Source organism: Pseudomonas mucoides, assembly GCF_015461845.1.
Classification (GTDB): Bacteria; Pseudomonadota; Gammaproteobacteria; order Pseudomonadales; family Pseudomonadaceae; genus Aquipseudomonas; species Aquipseudomonas mucoides.
Genome location: NZ_JACOPW010000002.1, coordinates 214805 through 233016 on the forward strand (window position 1 = coordinate 214805; position 18212 = coordinate 233016).

The following is an 18212-nucleotide window of genomic DNA, read 5'->3' on the forward strand; positions in this document are numbered from 1 at the left end:
TTGAAGAAATTTCTTCCCCGACTCGCCACACTGGTCGTTGTGCTGTTGGCCTTCATTCTTGGCTGGTTTGCCTGGGAGCATTACACCCGAGCTCCCTGGACACGGGATGCACGGGTTCGCGCTGACGTGGTGACGTTGTCTGCCGATGTCTCGGGGCGCATCGTCAAACTGGGTGTACAAGACAACCAGCATGTTGAAAAAGGCCAGCTGCTGCTGGAAATCGATCCGGCTCGCTACATCCTGGCCGTGGAACGTTCCAAACGCTCGGTGGAAGTGGCGAAAGCTTCACTGGGGCAGTCACAGGCGGCGATCGTTGCCAGCGAAGCACTGCTCAAACAGCGGCAGAGCGAGGAGCAACGCCGGCGTACGTTGAAGGAACGCTCGGCCGTCTCTGGTGAAGAGTGGGAAAAAGCCAGCACGGAAGTGGCTGTGGCTCAGGCCGATCTGCTGCGTAACCAGGCCATCCTGGTGTTGGCTCAGGCTAACGTGCAACTGGCCATCGCAGCATTGACCCAGTCCGAACTGGACTTGCAACGCACTCGCGTTGAATCGCCGGTCACCGGTTTTGTCACCAACCTGCTGACCCGTCAAGGCGACTACGCCACCGCTGGCGGCCCGTTATTGGCACTGGTGGACAGCGATTCGTTTTATGTCAGCGGTTACTTCGAAGAGACCAAGTTGCCGCGAATCGCAGAGGGTGACCGGGTCGACATCGAATTGATGAGCGGCGAAACCTTTGGCGGCACCGTGCAAAGCATCGCTTTCGCCATCGCCGACCGGGAAAACCTGCCGGGCGGACGCTTGCTGGCCAACATCAACCCCAGCTACACCTGGGTCAAACTGGCGCAACGGGTGCCGGTTCGGATAAAGATTGATGATGACTATGCCGGCAAAAACCTCCTGCGCGCCGGCACAACTGCCACCGTAACCGTCCTCGAAAACCGCACCCCCCAAGATCACCGCTAACCCCCCTGTAGGAGTGGATTCAAGAATCAGCAGACAAAAAAAAGCCCCGCGACCGAATGAGACGCGGGGCTAAAAAAATGGTCGGTTGCGGCCAACCAAAGGAGCGCTTTAACAACTTACTTGCTGGCGACGGTCTCCGGTTGCCAGCCACCGCCAAGGGCTTTGTAAATCGCGACAATGCCGCTATACAGTTCGGTTTCGGCCGATGCCTGGGTGTCTTCCGCTGCCAGTCGCTCGCGTTGCGCGTCCAGCAGGACGAGGAAGTCCGCCGTGCCTTCGCGATAGCGAATTTCGGCGAGGTCGGCGGCGGCTCGACTCGACTCGCTCTGACGAATCAGAGAGATCAAGCGTTGCTGACGCTTGCCGTAATCACTGAACGCGTTTTCCGACTCTTCCAGTGCCAACAGCACTTGCTGCTCATAACTGGCCAGCGCGCCTTCGGCATCCGCATCCGCACCGCGAATACGGGCTTTTACACTGCCCAGGTCAAACGCGGCCCAGGTGATGCTTGGGCCCAGTGCCCAGGCGTTGGCTGCCGAGGACCCAATTTGCGAACCGCGTCCTGCCGTAAAACCAAGGAAGCCGCTGAGGCTGACCTGTGGGAACAAATCAGCCGTGGCCACGCCGATACGGGCGGTGGCAGACGCCAGTTTGCGCTCGGCGCTAAGGATGTCCGGACGACGTTGCAGCAGTTGACCCGGATCGCCAATCGGCAGCGCTTTGGCGATGGCCGGCAGGCTCTTGGGACTCAGGTCGACCGTCAGCTTGTCCGGGCGCTCACCCAGCAAGGTGGCGATACGGTTTTTTTGCCGAACCTGTTCGGCCTGCAATTGCGGCACGCTGGCTTCGACGGACGCCAAACGTGCATCGGCGCGCTCCACGTCCAACTGATCACCGACGCCGGCATCACGCAGGCTGATGGTGATCTTGCGTGACTCCTGTTGGTTCTCCAGGTTCGCCAAAGCGATCTTTTCGCGCAGTTGTGCACCCCGCAATTGACCGTAGGAATCCACCAGTTCGGCAATCATGGTGACTTGCAGTTGGTACAGATCGGCCTCGATGGCTTGTTGTTCGGCGTTGGCCGATTCCAGGTTGCGCTGGATACGGCCAAACAGGTCGATCTCCCACGCCATGTCCAGGCCCAGGTCGTAGCGTTCGCTGTTGACCCGTTTGGTGGTCTGGCCAGGGATTTGCCCTTTGCCCAGTTCACTGCTGGCCCGGCTGGTGATGGTCGGCATGGCGTCGTTGCTGATGTCATCGCGAATCGCCCGGGCCGCTTTCCAGCGGGCGAAGGCCACGCGCAAATCACGGTTGCCTTGCAGCGATTGAGTCACCAACTGATTAAGGGTCGGGTCCTCGAACTGCTGCCACCAGATGCCTTCGAAGTGCGAGCGGTCGAAGTTTTTCTGGCCGGCAGCGCCATCGGTAGCCGTGGTGATATGCGCCGGTTCAGTCGCAGGGGTCTTGTAGTCCGGGCCGACGGCACAGGCACTCAGGGCCAGTACCAGCAGGCTCGGAAGAAAGGCTTTCAAGCTCATTGTTGCGACTCCAGTTGCTTTTGAAGATTCAGCGCCTTGGCCGCCTTGCGCTTTTCACCGCGCTCCACAAAGTTGCGAATCAATACGTAGAACACCGGCGTCAGCAACAGACCGAAGAAGGTCACCCCGAGCATCCCGGAGAACACCGCCACACCCATGGCGTGACGCATTTCGGCACCGGCACCGCTGGAGAACACCAGAGGCACGACACCCATGATGAACGCGAAGGACGTCATCAGGATCGGCCGCAGACGCAAGCGGCAAGCTTCCAGCACCGCAGCGAGCGGGTTGAGGCCTTCGTCCTGCTGTTTGTCCTTGGCAAACTCGACGATCAGGATCGCGTTCTTACACGCAAGCCCCACCAGTACGATCAAGCCGATCTGGGTGAAGATGTTGTTGTCTCCACCCGAAGCAATCACACCGGTGATGGCCGACAGCAAGGTCATCGGTACGATCAGGATCACAGCCATTGGCAGGCTCCAGCTTTCGTACTGAGCCGCGAGTACCAGGAACGCCAGCAGAACGCAGAGCGGGAAGACGAACAGGGCGGTGTTGCCGGACAGAATCTGCTGGTAGGTCAGGTCGGTCCATTCGTAGGTCATGCCGTTCGGCAGTTCATCCTTGAGCAGTTTCTCGATGGCTTTTTCGGCCTGGCCAGAACTGTAGCCCGGGGCGGCGGCGCCGTTGATTTCAGCGGTGATGAAGCCGTTGTAGTGCATCACGCGGTCCGGCCCCGAGGTGTCGCTGACCTTGATGAAGGTCGCCAGCGGGATCATTTCGCCTTTGTTGTTGCGCACTTTCAGCTGACCGATCTGGTCCGGTTCAAGACGGAATTGTTGTTCAGCCTGAACGTTGACCTGGTAGGTACGACCAAAGCGGTTGAAGTCGTTGGCATACAGCGAACCCAGGTAGATCTGCAGGGTGTCGAAGATGTCACTGACGGCCACGCCATGAGTCTTGGCTTTTTCCCGGTCGATGGCGGCATCGACCTGCGGCACGTTCACGGTGTAGCTGGTGAACAGGGCGGCCAGTTCCGGCACGTTGTGGCTTTTGTTGATGATGTTCATGGTTTCTTTGTACAGCTCGTCGTAGCCGAGGTTGCCCTTGTCTTCGATCTGCAGGCGGAAACCACCGATGGTGCCCAGACCCTGTACTGGCGGCGGCGGGAAGATCGCCATGTAGGCTTCTTGAATCCCGGCGAACTGGCCGTTCAAGGCACCGGCAATGGCACCGGCGGACATGCTCGGGTCTTTACGCTCGTCGAACGGCTTCAAGGTCACGAACACGATGCCGGCGTTAGGACTGTTGGTGAAGCCGTTGATCGACAGGCCGGGGAAGGCCACTGCGCTTTCCACGCCAGGCTGTTTCAGGGCCAGGTCGGACATGCGTTTGATCACGTCTTCGGTACGGTCCAGGCTCGAAGCGTCCGGCAGTTGCGCGAAGGCCACCAGGTATTGTTTGTCCTGGCCGGGTACGAAGCCGGTCGGGGTGTGGGCGAAACCGAAGAAGGTCAGCACCATCAGGCCTGCGTACAACAGCAGGGCAATACCGCTGCTGCGGATAACCCGGGCTACGGTGCCGACATAGCCATGGCTGGCGCGTTCGAAGAACCGGTTGAACGGACGGAACAGCCAACCGCCCAACAGTTTATCAAGCACTTTGGTAAAGCGATCTTTCGGCGCACTGTGGCTCTTGAGCAGCACGGCGGCCAGGGCAGGGGACAGTGTCAGCGAGTTGAACGCCGAGATCACGGTCGAGATGGCAATGGTCAGGGCAAACTGTTTGTAGAACTGGCCGGTGAGTCCGGAAATGAACGCCGCCGGGATAAATACCGCACACAGCACCAGCGCCGTCGCGATGATCGGCCCGGTCACCTCCCGCATGGCTTTCTTGGTGGCTTCTACGGGCGTTTCTCCCAGCTCGATGTGCCTCTCCACGTTCTCCACCACCACGATGGCATCGTCCACCACGATACCGATCGCCAGTACCAACCCGAACAGCGACAGGGCGTTCAACGAGAAGCCGAACAAGTGCATCACCGCGAACGTGCCGATCAGCGACACCGGTACGGCTACCAATGGAATGATCGAGGCGCGCCAGGTTTGCAGGAACAGAATCACCACCAACACAACGAGAATCAGTGCTTCGAAGAGGGTGTGAACAACGGCTTCGATGGAGCCGCGAACGAAGATCGTCGGGTCGTAGACGATGCTGAAGTCCATGCCTTCCGGGAAGTTCTTCTTCAGCTCGGCCATCTTGTCGCGCACTTCGTTGGAGATTTCGATCGCATTGGAACCAGGGCGCTGGAAGATCGGGATCGCCACCGCCGGTTGGTTGTTCAGCAACGAGCGCAGGGCGTATTGGCTGGAGCCCAGTTCAACGCGGGCAATGTCTTTGAGGCGAGTGATTTCACCGTTATCGCCGGAGCGAATGATGATGTTCTCGAACTCTTCTTCCGAAACCAGACGACCTTGAGTGTTGACCGACAGCTGGAAAGCCGTGGCATTTGGCGCAGGAGGAGCGCCCAGTGCACCGGCGGCCACTTGACGGTTCTGCTCACGAATCGCGGTCACCACATCGGTGGCGGTCAGGTTACGCGAAGCGGTCTTGTTCGGATCGAGCCAGACGCGCAGCGAGTAATCGCCCATGCCGAACAATTGCACATCACCGACCCCGCCCAGACGCGCCAGCTCATCCTTGATGTTGAGCAGGGCATAGTTGGACAGGTAAAGCATGTCGTAGCGTTTGTCCGGCGAGGTCAAGTGCACAACCATGGTCAGGTCGGGCGAAGCCTTGTCGACAGTGATACCGATGCGCGTCACTTCTTCTGGAAGTTTCGGCTCGGTCCGGGTGACCCGGTTCTGTACCTGCACCTGCGCATTGTCCAGGTCAGTGCCCAGCGCGAAGGTGATGGTCAGGGTGATTTTGCCGTCAGCGGTGGACTGCGAGGACATGTACAGCATGTTCTCGACGCCGGTGATGGCTTGCTCCAGCGGAGCGGCCACCGTTTCACCGATGACTTTAGGGTTGGCACCCGGGAAGTTGGCGCGGACCACAACGGTCGGCGGCACCACCTCCGGGTATTCACTGATTGGCAACTGGAACAGCGAGATAGCGCCGGCGATCAGGATCAACAGCGAGAGCACCGCTGCGAAGATCGGCCGTGAAATGAAGAATTGGGAAAAATTCATCGGAGTCGTTGTCCCTTAACCGCGTGGAGTCGCAGCAGCCAGTTTCACAACCTCACCCGGCGCGACCTTGGCAGGTGCGACTTGGGGCAGGTTGCTGGCTTCCAGCGCTTGTCGTTGTTGAGCCAAGGCCGCGAGGGTTTGTTCGCTGGCCATCGGGATCACTTCAGGGGTGACCGGCGAGCCAGGGCGAACCCGTTGCAGCCCCTTGACGATGACGGTGTCATCCTTGTTCAGGCCGGTGCGCACGATGCGCAAACCTTCGATCTTTGGTCCCAGTTCGACGGCGCGGTACGCCGTTTTGTTGTCGGCATCCATCACCAGTACGAATTTTTTGCCCAGATCGGTACCGACCGCTTCGTCATTGATCAGCACGGCGGAGTAGGTGCCGCTGCCGACCAGTTTCAGACGCGCATAAAGGCCTGGGGTATAGCTGCCGTCTGCGTTGTCGAAGACTGCGCGACCACGGATGGTGCCGGTTTTCGGGTTGACCTGGTTGTCGACGAAGTTCATCACGCCCTGGTGCGGGTTGCCGTCTTCGTTGGACAGGCCCATGTAAACCGGGGTGGTGGCGCCGCGTTTGCCCTGGCGAGCGAGCTGGGTGTACTTGAGGAATACGCGTTCGTCAGCGTCGAAGTAGGCGTAGACCTTATCGGTGGAAACAACGCTGGTCAGCGGCGTGGTGTCCGCAGTCACCAGGTTACCGGCAGTGATTTCTGCACGGCTGACACGACCACTGATGGGCGCGGTGACGCGGGTGAAGCTCAGGTTCAGTTTGGCCAGGTCCAGTTGCGCCTGCAGGGCACCGACAGCGGCGCGGGCTTCTTGAGCGGCACTGGTACGCGAATCGGCCAGTTCGGCGGAGATCGCGTTGCTGGTGCGAAGACGCTCGCCGCGCTGGGCTTCGTTTTCACTGCGGGTGGCGTTGGCGCGGGACTGGGCAACCAGGGCTTCGAGACGGCGAACCTCGGCCTGGAATGGACGCGGGTCTATCTGGAACAGCAAGTCGCCTTTCTTGACCAGAGCGCCTTCCGTAAACGCTACGTCATCAATCTGACCGGAGACCCGTGGACGAATTTCTACGGTTTCCGGCGCTTCAAGGCGCCCGGTGAATTCGTCCCACTCGTTGATCGGTTGTTCCAGCACCTTGGCGACGCTGACCTTCGCCGCGGGCATGGTCGCGGCAGACTCCGGCGCCTTGCCGCAGGCGCTCATCACCAGTACGGCCAACATGGCCAATGGGAAGCGCAAATGTTTGAGTGACTGTTCCATGGATGCATCCGCCAATGTATTGAGAATGGACGGATGATGAGCGGCGAGGGTGTATCTCACGAATCGAATGAAGCGAAGGTAACTATCATTCGGAATGATATGAGGCTCGGGCGAGCTCTCTAGCATGCACCTTTGGCTAATCCGTGATCAATTGAATTGATGACAATTCAGTGTTGCGGGGAATGCAAAGGACAGACTTGGAACCGAGTCGTGGCCATCGCGGGCAAGCCACGCTCCCACAGGGCAATGCATTCCAATGTGGGAGCGGGCCTGCTCGCGAAGAGGCCGGAAGCCTTAACCCAAACTTAAGATCAGGCGAGGCTATCCGGATCCCCAAAAAACATCTGAATCCGCGACCGTAACCAACGTTCACCGGGGTCATTATCCTGCGACCCACGCCAGGCCATGTGCAATTCAAAACTGCGCACCGGCAGCGGTGGGTCTTCAGCCCGGACACCGCCAGCCGCTGTCAACGCTTCGGCGGTGTAATCCGGCACGGTCGCCACAATGTCGGTGCCACTGATGAGCGTGCTCAGCCCGTTGAACTGCGGCACCGCCAGCACGACATGCCGTTTGCGCCCAAGCTTTTCCAGTTCGTCATCTATAAAGCCGCTCAGGTCACCGGCGAACGACACCAATGCATGCGGCCTGGCGCAGAAGTCATCCAGGCTCAACGGCCCTGGCACGGTGTCGGCGCGCAATAGCTTCGGCATGCTGCGGCGCAGCACTTTGCGCTTGGCGTTGGCCGGCAGGTCGGCGGTGTAGCTGACGCCGATGGAAATCTCGCCCGACGCCAGCAGGCTCGGCATCAGGATGTAATTGGCCCGGCGCACCACTAGCACGATCCCGGGGGATTCGGCACGCAAACGCTTGAGCAGCATCGGCAACAGAGCGAATTCGACATCATCCGACAGCCCAATGCGGAACACCGCCGTGCTGGTGGCCGGATCAAACTCCGCCGCACGGCTGACGGCCGTGGAAATCGAGTCCAGCGCGGGGGAGAGCAGGGCGAAGATTTCTATCGCCCGGGCGGACGGTTCCATGCTGCGACCTGTGCGCACGAACAACGGATCATCGAACAGCCCGCGCAGGCGTGAAAGCGCCGCACTGATGGCCGGCTGGCCGAGAAACAGCTTCTCTGCAGCGCGGGTCACGCTGCGTTCGTGCATCAGTGTTTCGAAAACGATTAACAGGTTCAGGTCGACACGACGCAGGTCATTACGATTCATCTGGAGTCCTGGCAGAGTCATCAAGCTTGACGAGAGCGGCCATATGAGAACAATGGCCGGCATGAATCTTACGGGGAAAGGCTGCTACTCTGCACCGTGTAATTCAGTTTTTCCTGAAGGGCCGCTTCGATTTTCACGACATTTGATGATGTCGCCGGTGCTGCGGAATCAATGACAGGCATGTCGACTATTAATAGCCACTGATAGTCTTGGGTAGAAAGCCCAGATAGAGTTCATGGCATTAGAGGTTACTTTGACGAGGTTTGCGATGTCCCGCACGATCCGTTTTCACAAGTTTGGTCCAGCCGAGGTGCTCAAATGCGAAGAGCATGCGGCGGCACTTCCTGCTCCGGGCGAAGTGCAGGTGCGTGTCGAGGCGATTGGCATCAGCTGGTATGACACGCTTTGGCGCCAGAACCTGGCGTCGTCCCACGCTCGTCTGCCTGCAGGCATCGGCCAGGAAATGTCAGGTGTCGTGACGGCGCTCGGTGAGGGTGTCGATGACCTGGCAGTCGGTGACAAGGTCGCCAGCTTCCCGTCTCAAAGCCCGAACGACTATCCCGTGTACGGCGAGCAGATTGTTTTGCCGCGCTCGGCACTGACCCGGTATCCGGATGTGCTGACTCCGGTCGAAGCGGCCGTGCATTACACGCCGTTGTTGATCGCTTATTTCGCTTACGTCGATCTGGCACGCATCAAACCCGGGCAGTTCGTGCTGGTGACTGACGCTAGCCATTGTGCCGGACCATCGTTCGTACAACTGGGCAAAGCCTTGGGTGTACGTGTGATTGCCGCCACCAAAACGGCGGAAGAACGCGAAAACCTGTTGGCACTGGGTGCCGAGAAAGTCATCGTCACCGAAGAAGAAGATCTGCTGATGCGGATCAACAAAATCACCGATAACCGCGGTGTGGATGTGGTGTTCGACGGGTTGGGCGGGCCGCAGATGTCCTTGCTGGGCGATGTGCTCGCACCGCGTGGCAGCCTGGTGTTGTACGGCCTTCAAGGCGGCAACCAGACGCCGTTCCCGGCCTGTGCAGCGTTCCAGAAGAACATACAGTTCTTTGTGCACTGTATCGGCAACTTCACCGGCAAGCCGGAACTGGGCATCATCCAGGATGAGGTCGCACTGCAACGTGCGTTGCGTGACATCAATCAGATGACGGCTGACCGTGTGCTGCTGCCGCTCAAGACTCGGGTCTTTCCGTTTTCCGAGTTTGTCGAGGCACACCGCTATATGGACGAATGCCCATGCCGCGAGCGGGTTGCCCTTCAGGTCGAACCTGCGTAACACGCCCCAATAAAAGTCCGTGCTTGCACGGACTTTTTCGTTCTCCCTCCGAAAATATGAGGCTCCCGTCAATTCATGACGGGTCAGTTCAGCAACTGAACTGGTTTTTGCCCTCAATCTGTATCTTCTAATCATCATATAAGCCCCGATAATTGAATGATTACTTTCATCTCAAGGAATGAGCTATGGCCAGGTATCGGGCAGATACTTTTCAATGCGCTCCGGCAATACAAACTCAACTATTAATGAGTTATCGATCGGTTGCCGAAAAAACACAGGTAACTTCTTTCTTTATTTGTCGTGCTACTTGTCTGTGGGACGTTGTCGGATATTTCCTAGGATGTCTCCGGTCGTCGCCCGGTGCCCGGCTTGTGGGGCTTGGAGGCGCGTGGTTGTCAGGAGGGTTAACGGTCGGCTGCAATCATTTCAAATAATGACTAAAAACTAAGTGTTAGCATTTGATATCAGGCGCAACACTCTAATCATGACCGGCAACCCATTGCGCAATGCATGGCGTTGTTTGCGTGACATCGAACCTATGAGTAACAGGTAGACAATAATGACCAATACCCATGATCAGGCAATGAACTATGTTTATCAGCAAGTACTGCAGCGATTACTGAGTTTCTTTTCCCGGGCCGAGCGCACTGCATTGCAGTTGATGATTCAGCGCGTGGTGGTCGCCGCCGGTGGCATGGAGCGAATTGGCGAGTTCAAGGTGCTGACGATCCAGTCTGGGAGCCGTGACAGTTGTTACACCCTGGCGTTGCTGCGTGCCGCGCAATTGAGCATCGCCGGGCGCGCACCGGCGACCTTCCAGCTGCGTGTGGCGACCTTGCGCTCGAACAGCATCGCTTCGACGGCGCTTGAAAACATCCATCACAGCTGCAGCGCCTTGTTTCTCTACGACGATCCACGGGTTGAAGTGTTGATGGTCGATAACCGCGAGGTCCTGCCGTTCAATCACGCCGTGGCGATCTCCGAAGGCGGTCGCGAATCAAATCGCCTCAATCTGTTGATGGTCGGTCACCGTCGAACCTGGCACGACCCCCTTGACCTGTGGGATGACGGGTACCTGGCAACCGGCGAGTTCTATGGGCAAATTGCCCGTTGGGACCGCGGTGTCGATGCCTTGGTCAGCAGCGATTCACCTCGCCAGCAAAAGCAGTTCATGGATGGATTGAACCGTGCTGCGGCGAAGGCGGGGTTTGCGATGTCGGCTCAGCCAGAGACCAGCTATGAGCAGCTCTTCGCACGGCTCGATGCGCTGGGCAGCGACTGCTATCGCGAGTTTTACCCCGGCCACGATCAGCCGGCATGGCGTCCAGCAGAGCGTTTTGAGGCGTGTCGCCGCGCAACGTTCATCGACATCCACGACATGCTGGTCAGCAATCTGGAGGAGCGCTGGCCGCTGCTCACAGAGTTCCTCAAGTTTCAACCTGACGAGCTGACGGCTCAGTCGGGTGATAACGAATACGTGAGCTTTTCGATTTCTGCGCATCTGCGTGGGCTACAAGCCTGTTTCGTGCAGGGTCGGACCTATGAAGCCGGCATTGTTGACTATGTTCAGCGGCAATTGGTCATGATGCGTCGCAAGCACCTTCCGGAGTATGCATACGAGCAGGTATTGCGGGCATATGGCAATCCAGATCAGCGTGAACTGGCGGCGGCCGAGGCCCAAAGATGCCTCTGCCTGAACGAAGCTCAACTGGTGTGTTTACTGTTCGCACCCTTTGTCGAGAAAGGCGCGTCGCTTGAGCATTTTCTGCGTCAATGCCATCCCGGCATGCTCGTGGCGCTACCCGAACTGCATCGCGCGATGCAGGGCAAGCCTGCGCCCGAGCAGGTGTTGCAATGGATGGTCGACGTCAGCGGGCTGCCCGTCAGCCTGATCGGTACGCTGTACCACATGGGGCCGGTGGCCAGTGGCGAGACTGCGGGCAAGGGGCTGCAAGCCGATATGAGGGTGATTGACGCCGTGACGGGCGAACGGTCAACGGGGCGTTGAAAGTGCCTCGCTTGATAACGCCCGTCCGGATCCATCGGGCTGCGCCCATCGTGTGCAGTCATCGCTCATGAAAGGCCCCCGAGAAACCGACTTCGCTTATCAGGCGGTGTATCGCTACCTGACTCATCTGATCAGCGAACCGGTCAGCGACACACGTGTGCGGCTTCCGTCATTACGACAGCTGGCGGAGCGTCTGAGCGTGTCGATATCGACCATTCAGTACGCCTATTCGCTGCTGGAAAAGGAAGGGCGCGTCTATTCGGTGGCCAAATCCGGTTATTACGCACTTCCGGTGTCGTTCATCCGGCCACCGTGCAGCGGCAATGACCTGCTCGAGACGGTTTATGTGAATGCCAGGCGACCGGGAATGCTGGTAATGAGCGCTGACGAACCCGCATTGCTGCAGCCGTTGGACAGCCCGCTATTGCTGTTGGAGAGAGAACTGTTGCGCCAATATCCGCGCCAGCCGCAACCGACGTCCCAACCCTGTGGCGAACGGGAGCTGCGCGCAGCGCTGGCGGCGCGATATACCTCCTCTCCGACACGTTGCTGGCACGCCGACGATGTCTACATCGGTGCTGATCTGCGGGGTGTGCTGGAAATATTGATCGCGGTGCTTTGCCTCAAGGACGCCACGGTTGTGGTGGAGTCTCCGTGCGACTGGTCGATTTTGCGGTTGTTGCAGGACTTGGACGTCAAGGTCATTGAGGTGTCGTTACAAGCGGATGGCTGCCTGGACCTTGACCATCTGCAAACGCTGCTGGAGACCGAACCCGTTCGACTGATGATGTTGTCATCCGGCCTGAACATGCCGCGCGGCAGTGTGGTCGATGAAAGCAACAGGCTATCAACCGTGCAGTTGCTGGCGCGGCATGGCAGTTGGGTGCTGGAGAACGACTGTTACGGCGATCTAGAATTTGAACCCGCTGGCCCACGGTTCCGCGATTTGCTGGACCCGGACCGACTGATCGTGTTTTCCACATTCGAGAAGGTTATCGGGCCTGAAGCGCCTTACGGCTATGTGCTTTCGCGGCAACTGCGAGGTGAGCTGCAGCGACACTTTCTGCTGCGCTCGTTCCGGTTGTCGCCGATCCGTCAGAAAGCCATTGCGCGCCTGTACAACAATGGTCGCATCGATCAGCACTTGTTGGTGCTGCGCCGGCTCCTCAAGGAGCGCAAAGTACAGATGACCCAATTGCTGGAGGAACGACTGGCAGACGCGTTGCACTTCGTCGACCCCCAGGGCGGCGCGACGATCTGGGTGCGCTCGTTACGTCAGGTTGATGTGCGCGGCGTGTTCCACCGCCTGCTCAAACAGCAGGTAGTGGTGGCCCCCGGGGAATTATTCAGCTTGCGCGGGCTGCATGCGCAACATTTGCGGCTGAGCCATACCTTTGGTGGTGAGCATGACCTTGGCGTAGCGTTGGGTTTGCTGGGGGATGCCTTGCGTCTGGAAGCGATCGATTGAGCGACGCGGGATAACATCCGCGAGCCTCATGGATCTATAACATCGCGTTGCGGTCGAACTGCCAGTAAACTGCGATCCAATTCCTGAACCACTCAATTTCAGAGGTTTTGCATGACACTCAGTCCTTTTGCGGGCAAACCGGCACCGGCAGAATTGTTGGTCGATATCCCGCGACTGGTAACGGCCTATTACACTGGCCAGCCTGACGCCGCCATCTCAACCCAGCGTGTAGCCTTTGGCACTTCCGGGCACAGGGGCAGCTCGTTCGACTTGAGTTTCAACGAGTGGCACGTCTTGGCGATCAGCCAGGCGATCTGCCTGTACCGTGAAGCCCAGGGAATCACCGGTCCGTTGTTCGTCGGGATCGACACTCACGCACTGTCCACGCCAGCCGGTGCCAGCGCCCTGGAAGTGTTGGCCGCCAACGGCGTCACGGTGATGATTGCCGAAGGGGACGAATACACACCGACCCCGGCCATTTCCCACGCAATCCTTTGCTACAACCGTGGCCGTACTTCGGGTCTGGCGGACGGTGTCGTCATTACGCCGTCGCACAACCCGCCGCAAAGCGGTGGCTACAAATACAACCCTACCAACGGCGGTCCGGCCGATACCCACATCACCAAGTGGATCGAAGCCAAGGCCAACGAGCTGCTGGCGGCCAAACTCGCTGGCGTCAAACGCATCAGCTACGAGCAGGCGCTGAAAGCCAGCACAACCCATCGCCACGATTACCTCAACACTTACGTGGCCGATCTGATCAACGTGATCGACTTCGACGCCATCCGTGACGCCAAGCTGCGTCTGGGCGTTGATCCATTGGGCGGAGCAGGGGTGCGCTACTGGTCGGCGATTGCCGAGCATTACCGTCTGGACCTCGACGTGGTCAATACACAGGTCGATCCGACGTTCCGCTTTATGACCGTCGACTGGGATGGTCAGATCCGCATGGACCCATCGTCCACCCACGCGATGCAAGGCTTGATCGGTCTGAAAGATCGCTACGACGTCGCGTTTGGCTGCGACCCGGATCACGACCGTCACGGCATCGTTACGCCGTCCGGTGGTTTGTTGGCACCGAACAACTACCTCGCGGTATCGATTGACTACCTGTTCCAGAACCGTCCGCATTGGCGCGCCGACGCTGCCGTGGGCAAAACCGTGGTCAGCAGCGGCTTGATTGATCGCGTGGCCAAGCGTCTGGGCCGTCGTCTGTATGAAGTGCCGGTGGGCTTCAAATGGTTTGCCGACGGCTTGTTCGACGGTTCCCTGGGCTTTGGCGGTGAAGAAAGCGCTGGTGCCTCGTTCCTGCGCAAGGACGGCGGCGTCTGGAGTACCGACAAGGACGGCCTGATCCCGGCATTGCTGGCCGCAGAAATGACCGCTCGCACCGGTCGCGACCCAAGCCAGGCCTTTCGCGCGTTGACCGATGAACTCGGCGAACCGTTCTCGGTGCGCGTGGATGCCAAGGCCAACCCTGAACAGAAAGCCTTGCTGAGCAAGCTGTCGCCAGACCAGGTCACCTCGACTCAACTGGCGGGCGAAGCGATCCAGAGCATCCTCAGCCACGCACCCGGCAATGATCAGGCGATTGGCGGCCTGAAGGTCATGACCGAAAATGGCTGGTTCGCGGCTCGTCCGTCGGGCACTGAAGACATCTACAAGATCTACGCTGAAAGCTTTGTGAGCGATGACCACCTCAAGCAGTTGGTGGCAGAGGCTCAAACGCTGGTGGATGGCGCCATCGCAGCCAAGTAATCCAGACAGTAAAAAGGGGCGACCATCACGGTCGCCCCTTTTTTGTGCCTGGCGTTTACTGAATCACGCGAGGTCTACCAGGACAATTTCGCTGTCCTCAATCGCCGTCACTCGCAACACCTGCTCATCGGCCACCGCAACCCCGTCTCGAGCTTGCGCACGTAAGCCATTGACTTCAATCACACCCGTGGCCGGAACCAGGTAGGCGCGACGCCCATTGTCCAGATGATACTCGGCAGATTCCCCAGCCTTCAGGTTCGCCGCTACCAGCCGCGCATCAGCACGGATGCGCAGGCTCTGATCATCGCCGGACTTGCCGCTGGCCAACGTGACGAAACCTTCACGATCACCTTTGGGGAATGGCTTGGCTCCCCAGGACGGCGCAAGCCCGGATTCGTTGGGGATGATCCAGATCTGGAAGATCTTGGTGGGTGTCGCTTCCAGGTTGTACTCGCTGTGGGCGATGCCGGTGCCGGCACTCATGACCTGAACGTCGCCGGCTTCGGTGCGGCCCTTGTTGCCCAGGTTGTCTTCGTGAGTAATCGCACCTTCACGGACGTAGGTAATGATTTCCATGTCCCGGTGCGGGTGTTTTGGAAACCCGGTGCCGGAGGCAATCACGTCATCGTTCCAGACCCGCAAATTGCCCCAGTTCATGCGCTTGGGGTCATGGTACTCGGCGAACGAAAAGTGGTGATGAGCATCCAACCAGCCATGATGGGCACCGCCCAGGGAGTTGAAGGGTCTGAGTTCGAGCATGATCGTCTCCTGAAAGGGGGGTTAATGGCGAGCATCATCTATCAGGCACTCATCGATAAAAAGCGTAAAAAGTGCTGCATTACCATCGAATTGATTGATGTGAAATAACCTCGAAAGTTTCTCATCCAGCCTTCACTTCATCGCATAAGCCAATGACCTGTAAGCATTTCACTAGAACTCAAAGGCAAATGCAGACACCATAGCCCGCAACAGCCTCACACCCTGGAGTCAGCCCGCGTGCCGCAACACACCCCCGATCTTCCACCCGAACTTCGTCCCTTGGCCGAGATGCCGTTGCTCAAGCGCCTGGCCGCCCGGTTCTTCGGTCATGGCTTGACCCGACTGCGTGCGCAACACCGCGCTTCCTGGCTACACGGGCAAGCCGACGGTTTTCGCAGCGGTCACAGCGCGGGGTTTGATTACGGCTTCAAGGAAGGCAAGGACGAAGGGCTGGAGCAAGGCCGGCAAGTGCTGCTGATCCGCGATTCGCGCTCAACCGAACATCGGCCGCCCAATGTCGATGACAATCTGTTTGACGACTGGCGCCTGCCATTAAGTGCGGAGTTAAAGAAGCGCATGAAGGCCGATGTGGCCCGGCTGCTGCCACCCCATGCCCAGCCGAGCGTTGCGCAGTGGAAGATGATCTTCAGCGACACGCCGTCAACGTCGGTGATTGCCGGGGCAGGCGCCGGCAAGTCGACCACGCTGGTGCTGCGTATCCTGTTGCTGACCCATTATCTGGGCTTCGAACTGGATTCGATGACCGTCGTGACCTTTACCCGCGAATCGCGCAAAGACTTCATTAATAAGCTGATCGAACTGTTCGCGCTGTGGGGCCGGCCGCTGAGCCTCAAAGAGGCGCGTGATCTGGTGCGCACCTTCCATTCGCGCATTCTGCCGATGGTTCGCAGCCTGCCGGGGTTCGAGCGCCTGCAAGCCTTCGAAAACCTAAGCAACCGCACGCAAAACGCCGACGAAGACGTCGACAGCAATCCGTTCGACCTGCGAATCAATGACGCTCAGCGACAGCAGCTCAATGCCTGCTATCACCAGTTGCATACCCGCAATGAACGCTTTCGCGAGTTGATCAGGCCTTTGTCGCGCCATGCCTTGCAGCTCAAGGAGCTGGAACGCGACCATCCCGACGTGCAAAAACGCGTGGCCGTGACCGAACTGGCGGCCAGGCGCGATGAAGAACTGTGCGACGCCATTGAAGACCTGTGGTTTCGCGCGGGTGCCTGGCCGATCAAGGGTATCGAACCCAATCGGCAATCCTTCGATATCAACGGCGCGACGTTCCATTGTCACGGTTACATCCCAAGCCTCGATGCGTGGGTCGTGCTGGGGTTTGATCCGCGGGAAAACCCGCAGGTCTGCCGCCCGAATGCCAAGTTGACTGTCCGTGCAGAATGGGCAGTAAAGCGTACCCTGTTTCAAGCTTTCTGCCGTAAACCATTGATATGGCTGGATAGTTACGAGTCTTCAAAGCGTGTTTTGGCCTCGCTGGCAGGTGATGCCAGCGCCGGTCCGGGCTTTGATTACAAGGTCAAAGGTGAGCTGGCTTCGGCGCCGTTACTCGACTGTTTTGTCGCGGCTGCCGGTTTTATAGAAAACCTCGGCCTGGATGTTCCGAACGCTGTTGGCCAGATGAGTTTCGCCAAGGACGACCCTGACCGATTCTTCTTCGAGGCCTTGAGCTTGTTCTGGCGAGCGCTGGAAGATCATCTGCTCGATCAGAAACCACCGGTGATGACCTACAACCGGATGTTTGCCTTGTTCAGCGAGCACTCACCGGAAAACCTGAAGTTGTTGAGCGATGAACTGCTGCGGCCACTGTCACACCTGATGATCGACGAATTTCAGGACGTATCGCCACAAATCGTCTCCTGGATTCGCGCCAGCCTGACCGAGATCCGCAGTCGAGGCCCGGCAATGCACGTTGGGCGCGGTGCGCAACGCTCATCTCTGCTGTGTGTGGGGGATGACTGGCAGTCCATTTATGGCTGGCGCGGCAGTTCGCCGACGTACTTCATGGAGTTCAACAAAGAGTTCCGGTCGCCCAGCACCACCAAAGTCATGCTCAGCGACAACTATCGCAGCCATCAACACATCATCGACGCCGCCGAGCATATCGTTCGCGCGGCACCGGCCATCGCTGGCAAGAAAGCCAAAGCCAACGGCGAGCCTAAAGCGCTATTGCCGGTAAACGTCCTGGACCGGGACGATCAAGGCATGGCCCAGCGCTTGATGGAGCATTACCGAAAGGGTGATTCAATCTTGATGCTTTATCGAAAAAGCAGCGATAAGTTATTGATTGAACATCATATTCAGCCTGTAGTTAATGTGGATTCGAGCTTACCTTATGAGTCACGCCGACTAAAACAACTGACGTATCACAGTGCCAAAGGCTTGCAGGCCGACGCGGTGTTCTTGCTCGGCGATTGCCAGCATCTGACCAGCTCACCGTACAAGAATCAGGTGTACAGGATGGCGGGACTCGGCAAGTCCGGGGACAGCGAGCCCTATGACAGCGCGCAAAGGGACGAAATCCTGCGACTGGCTTACGTCGGCATCACCCGTGCCGTCAGTCATTGCTACTGGTATGTCGAGGGGCAGGACACGGCGGCGAATATGCCCAAGGCATCTGACCGGATCGGCAGCGGCAAAGCGTTTTTCGCCGATCATCGGGTCGGCCAGAAAGGGGCGTGATCCTGAGTCGTCTCCCACTAAAAAGC

The 18212-nt window shown here is 58.6% G+C and carries 11 protein-coding genes; 6 read left to right on the top strand and 5 right to left on the bottom strand.

What is annotated here, in order from left to right; genetic code table 11:
• The gene (locus H8F22_RS09630; protein ID WP_027923230.1) at positions 1 to 966 is read left to right on the top strand and encodes an HlyD family efflux transporter periplasmic adaptor subunit; all 966 of its coding nucleotides are present in this window, start codon (positions 1 to 3) and stop codon (positions 964 to 966) included.
• 116 nt (positions 967 to 1082) lie between these two features.
• On the opposite strand, the gene H8F22_RS09635 is transcribed toward H8F22_RS09630, so the two are convergent.
• The 4 genes from H8F22_RS09635 to H8F22_RS09650 form a co-directional block, all read right to left on the bottom strand.
• Positions 1083 to 2504, bottom strand: a complete 1422-nt coding sequence (locus H8F22_RS09635; RefSeq protein ID WP_027923229.1) for an efflux transporter outer membrane subunit — start codon at positions 2502 to 2504, stop codon at positions 1083 to 1085.
• Positions 2501 to 5695, bottom strand: coding sequence for an efflux RND transporter permease subunit (locus H8F22_RS09640; protein ID WP_027923228.1), 3195 nt, complete (start codon positions 5693 to 5695; stop codon positions 2501 to 2503). Before H8F22_RS09640 ends, H8F22_RS09635 begins: the two co-directional genes overlap by 4 nt.
• A 15-nt stretch (positions 5696 to 5710) precedes the next feature.
• Positions 5711 to 6964: a multidrug efflux RND transporter periplasmic adaptor subunit MexE gene (gene mexE / locus H8F22_RS09645; protein ID WP_027923227.1), complete on the bottom strand. Its 1254-nt coding sequence runs from the start codon at positions 6962 to 6964 to the stop codon at positions 5711 to 5713.
• A gap of 311 nt (positions 6965 to 7275) precedes the next feature.
• Positions 7276 to 8193, bottom strand: coding sequence for a LysR family transcriptional regulator (locus H8F22_RS09650; protein ID WP_059182990.1), 918 nt, complete (start codon positions 8191 to 8193; stop codon positions 7276 to 7278).
• A 268-nt stretch (positions 8194 to 8461) separates the two neighbouring features.
• On the opposite strand from H8F22_RS09650, the gene H8F22_RS09655 reads away from it, so the two are divergent.
• The 4 genes from H8F22_RS09655 (at position 8462) to pgm (ending at position 14718) form a co-directional block, all read left to right on the top strand.
• Positions 8462 to 9484 carry a zinc-dependent alcohol dehydrogenase family protein gene (locus H8F22_RS09655; RefSeq protein ID WP_027923225.1) on the top strand — a complete coding sequence of 341 codons (1023 nt, stop codon included), beginning with the start codon at positions 8462 to 8464 and terminating at the stop codon, positions 9482 to 9484.
• A 559-nt stretch (positions 9485 to 10043) separates the two neighbouring features.
• The gene (locus tag H8F22_RS09660; RefSeq protein ID WP_032833481.1) at positions 10044 to 11492 is read left to right on the top strand and encodes a hypothetical protein; all 1449 of its coding nucleotides are present in this window, start codon (positions 10044 to 10046) and stop codon (positions 11490 to 11492) included.
• 67 nt (positions 11493 to 11559) lie between these two features.
• Positions 11560 to 12960 (top strand): aminotransferase-like domain-containing protein, encoded by a 1401-nt coding sequence (locus H8F22_RS09665; protein ID WP_194940019.1) that lies wholly within the window; start codon positions 11560 to 11562, stop codon positions 12958 to 12960.
• 111 nt (positions 12961 to 13071) lie between these two features.
• A complete protein-coding gene (gene pgm / locus H8F22_RS09670; RefSeq protein ID WP_194940020.1) occupies positions 13072 to 14718 on the top strand; it encodes a phosphoglucomutase (alpha-D-glucose-1,6-bisphosphate-dependent) in 1647 nt (548 codons plus the stop codon).
• A gap of 63 nt (positions 14719 to 14781) precedes the next feature.
• On the opposite strand, the gene H8F22_RS09675 is transcribed toward pgm, so the two are convergent.
• Positions 14782 to 15477: a pirin family protein gene (locus tag H8F22_RS09675; protein ID WP_027923221.1), complete on the bottom strand. Its 696-nt coding sequence runs from the start codon at positions 15475 to 15477 to the stop codon at positions 14782 to 14784.
• 237 nt (positions 15478 to 15714) lie between these two features.
• On the opposite strand from H8F22_RS09675, the gene H8F22_RS09680 reads away from it, so the two are divergent.
• Complete coding sequence (locus H8F22_RS09680; protein WP_194940021.1) at positions 15715 to 18186, top strand: UvrD-helicase domain-containing protein; 2472 nt, start codon at positions 15715 to 15717, stop codon at positions 18184 to 18186.
• Positions 18187 to 18212 lie beyond the last annotated feature (26 nt).

Bases quoted from the DNA above. Each gene is read 5' to 3' on its own strand.
- H8F22_RS09635 (WP_027923229.1), bottom strand. From the start codon at position 2,504: ATGAGCTTGAAAGCCTTTCTTCCGAGCCTGCTGGTACTGGCCCTGAGT.
- H8F22_RS09640 (WP_027923228.1), bottom strand. From the start codon at position 5,695: ATGAATTTTTCCCAATTCTTCATTTCACGGCCGATCTTCGCAGCGGTG.
- mexE (WP_027923227.1), bottom strand. From the start codon at position 6,964: ATGGAACAGTCACTCAAACATTTGCGCTTCCCATTGGCCATGTTGGCC.
- H8F22_RS09650 (WP_059182990.1), bottom strand. From the start codon at position 8,193: ATGAATCGTAATGACCTGCGTCGTGTCGACCTGAACCTGTTAATCGTT.
- H8F22_RS09655 (WP_027923225.1), top strand. From the start codon at position 8,462: ATGTCCCGCACGATCCGTTTTCACAAGTTTGGTCCAGCCGAGGTGCTC.
- H8F22_RS09660 (WP_032833481.1), top strand. From the start codon at position 10,044: ATGACCAATACCCATGATCAGGCAATGAACTATGTTTATCAGCAAGTA.
- H8F22_RS09665 (WP_194940019.1), top strand. From the start codon at position 11,560: ATGAAAGGCCCCCGAGAAACCGACTTCGCTTATCAGGCGGTGTATCGC.
- pgm (WP_194940020.1), top strand. From the start codon at position 13,072: ATGACACTCAGTCCTTTTGCGGGCAAACCGGCACCGGCAGAATTGTTG.
- H8F22_RS09675 (WP_027923221.1), bottom strand. From the start codon at position 15,477: ATGCTCGAACTCAGACCCTTCAACTCCCTGGGCGGTGCCCATCATGGC.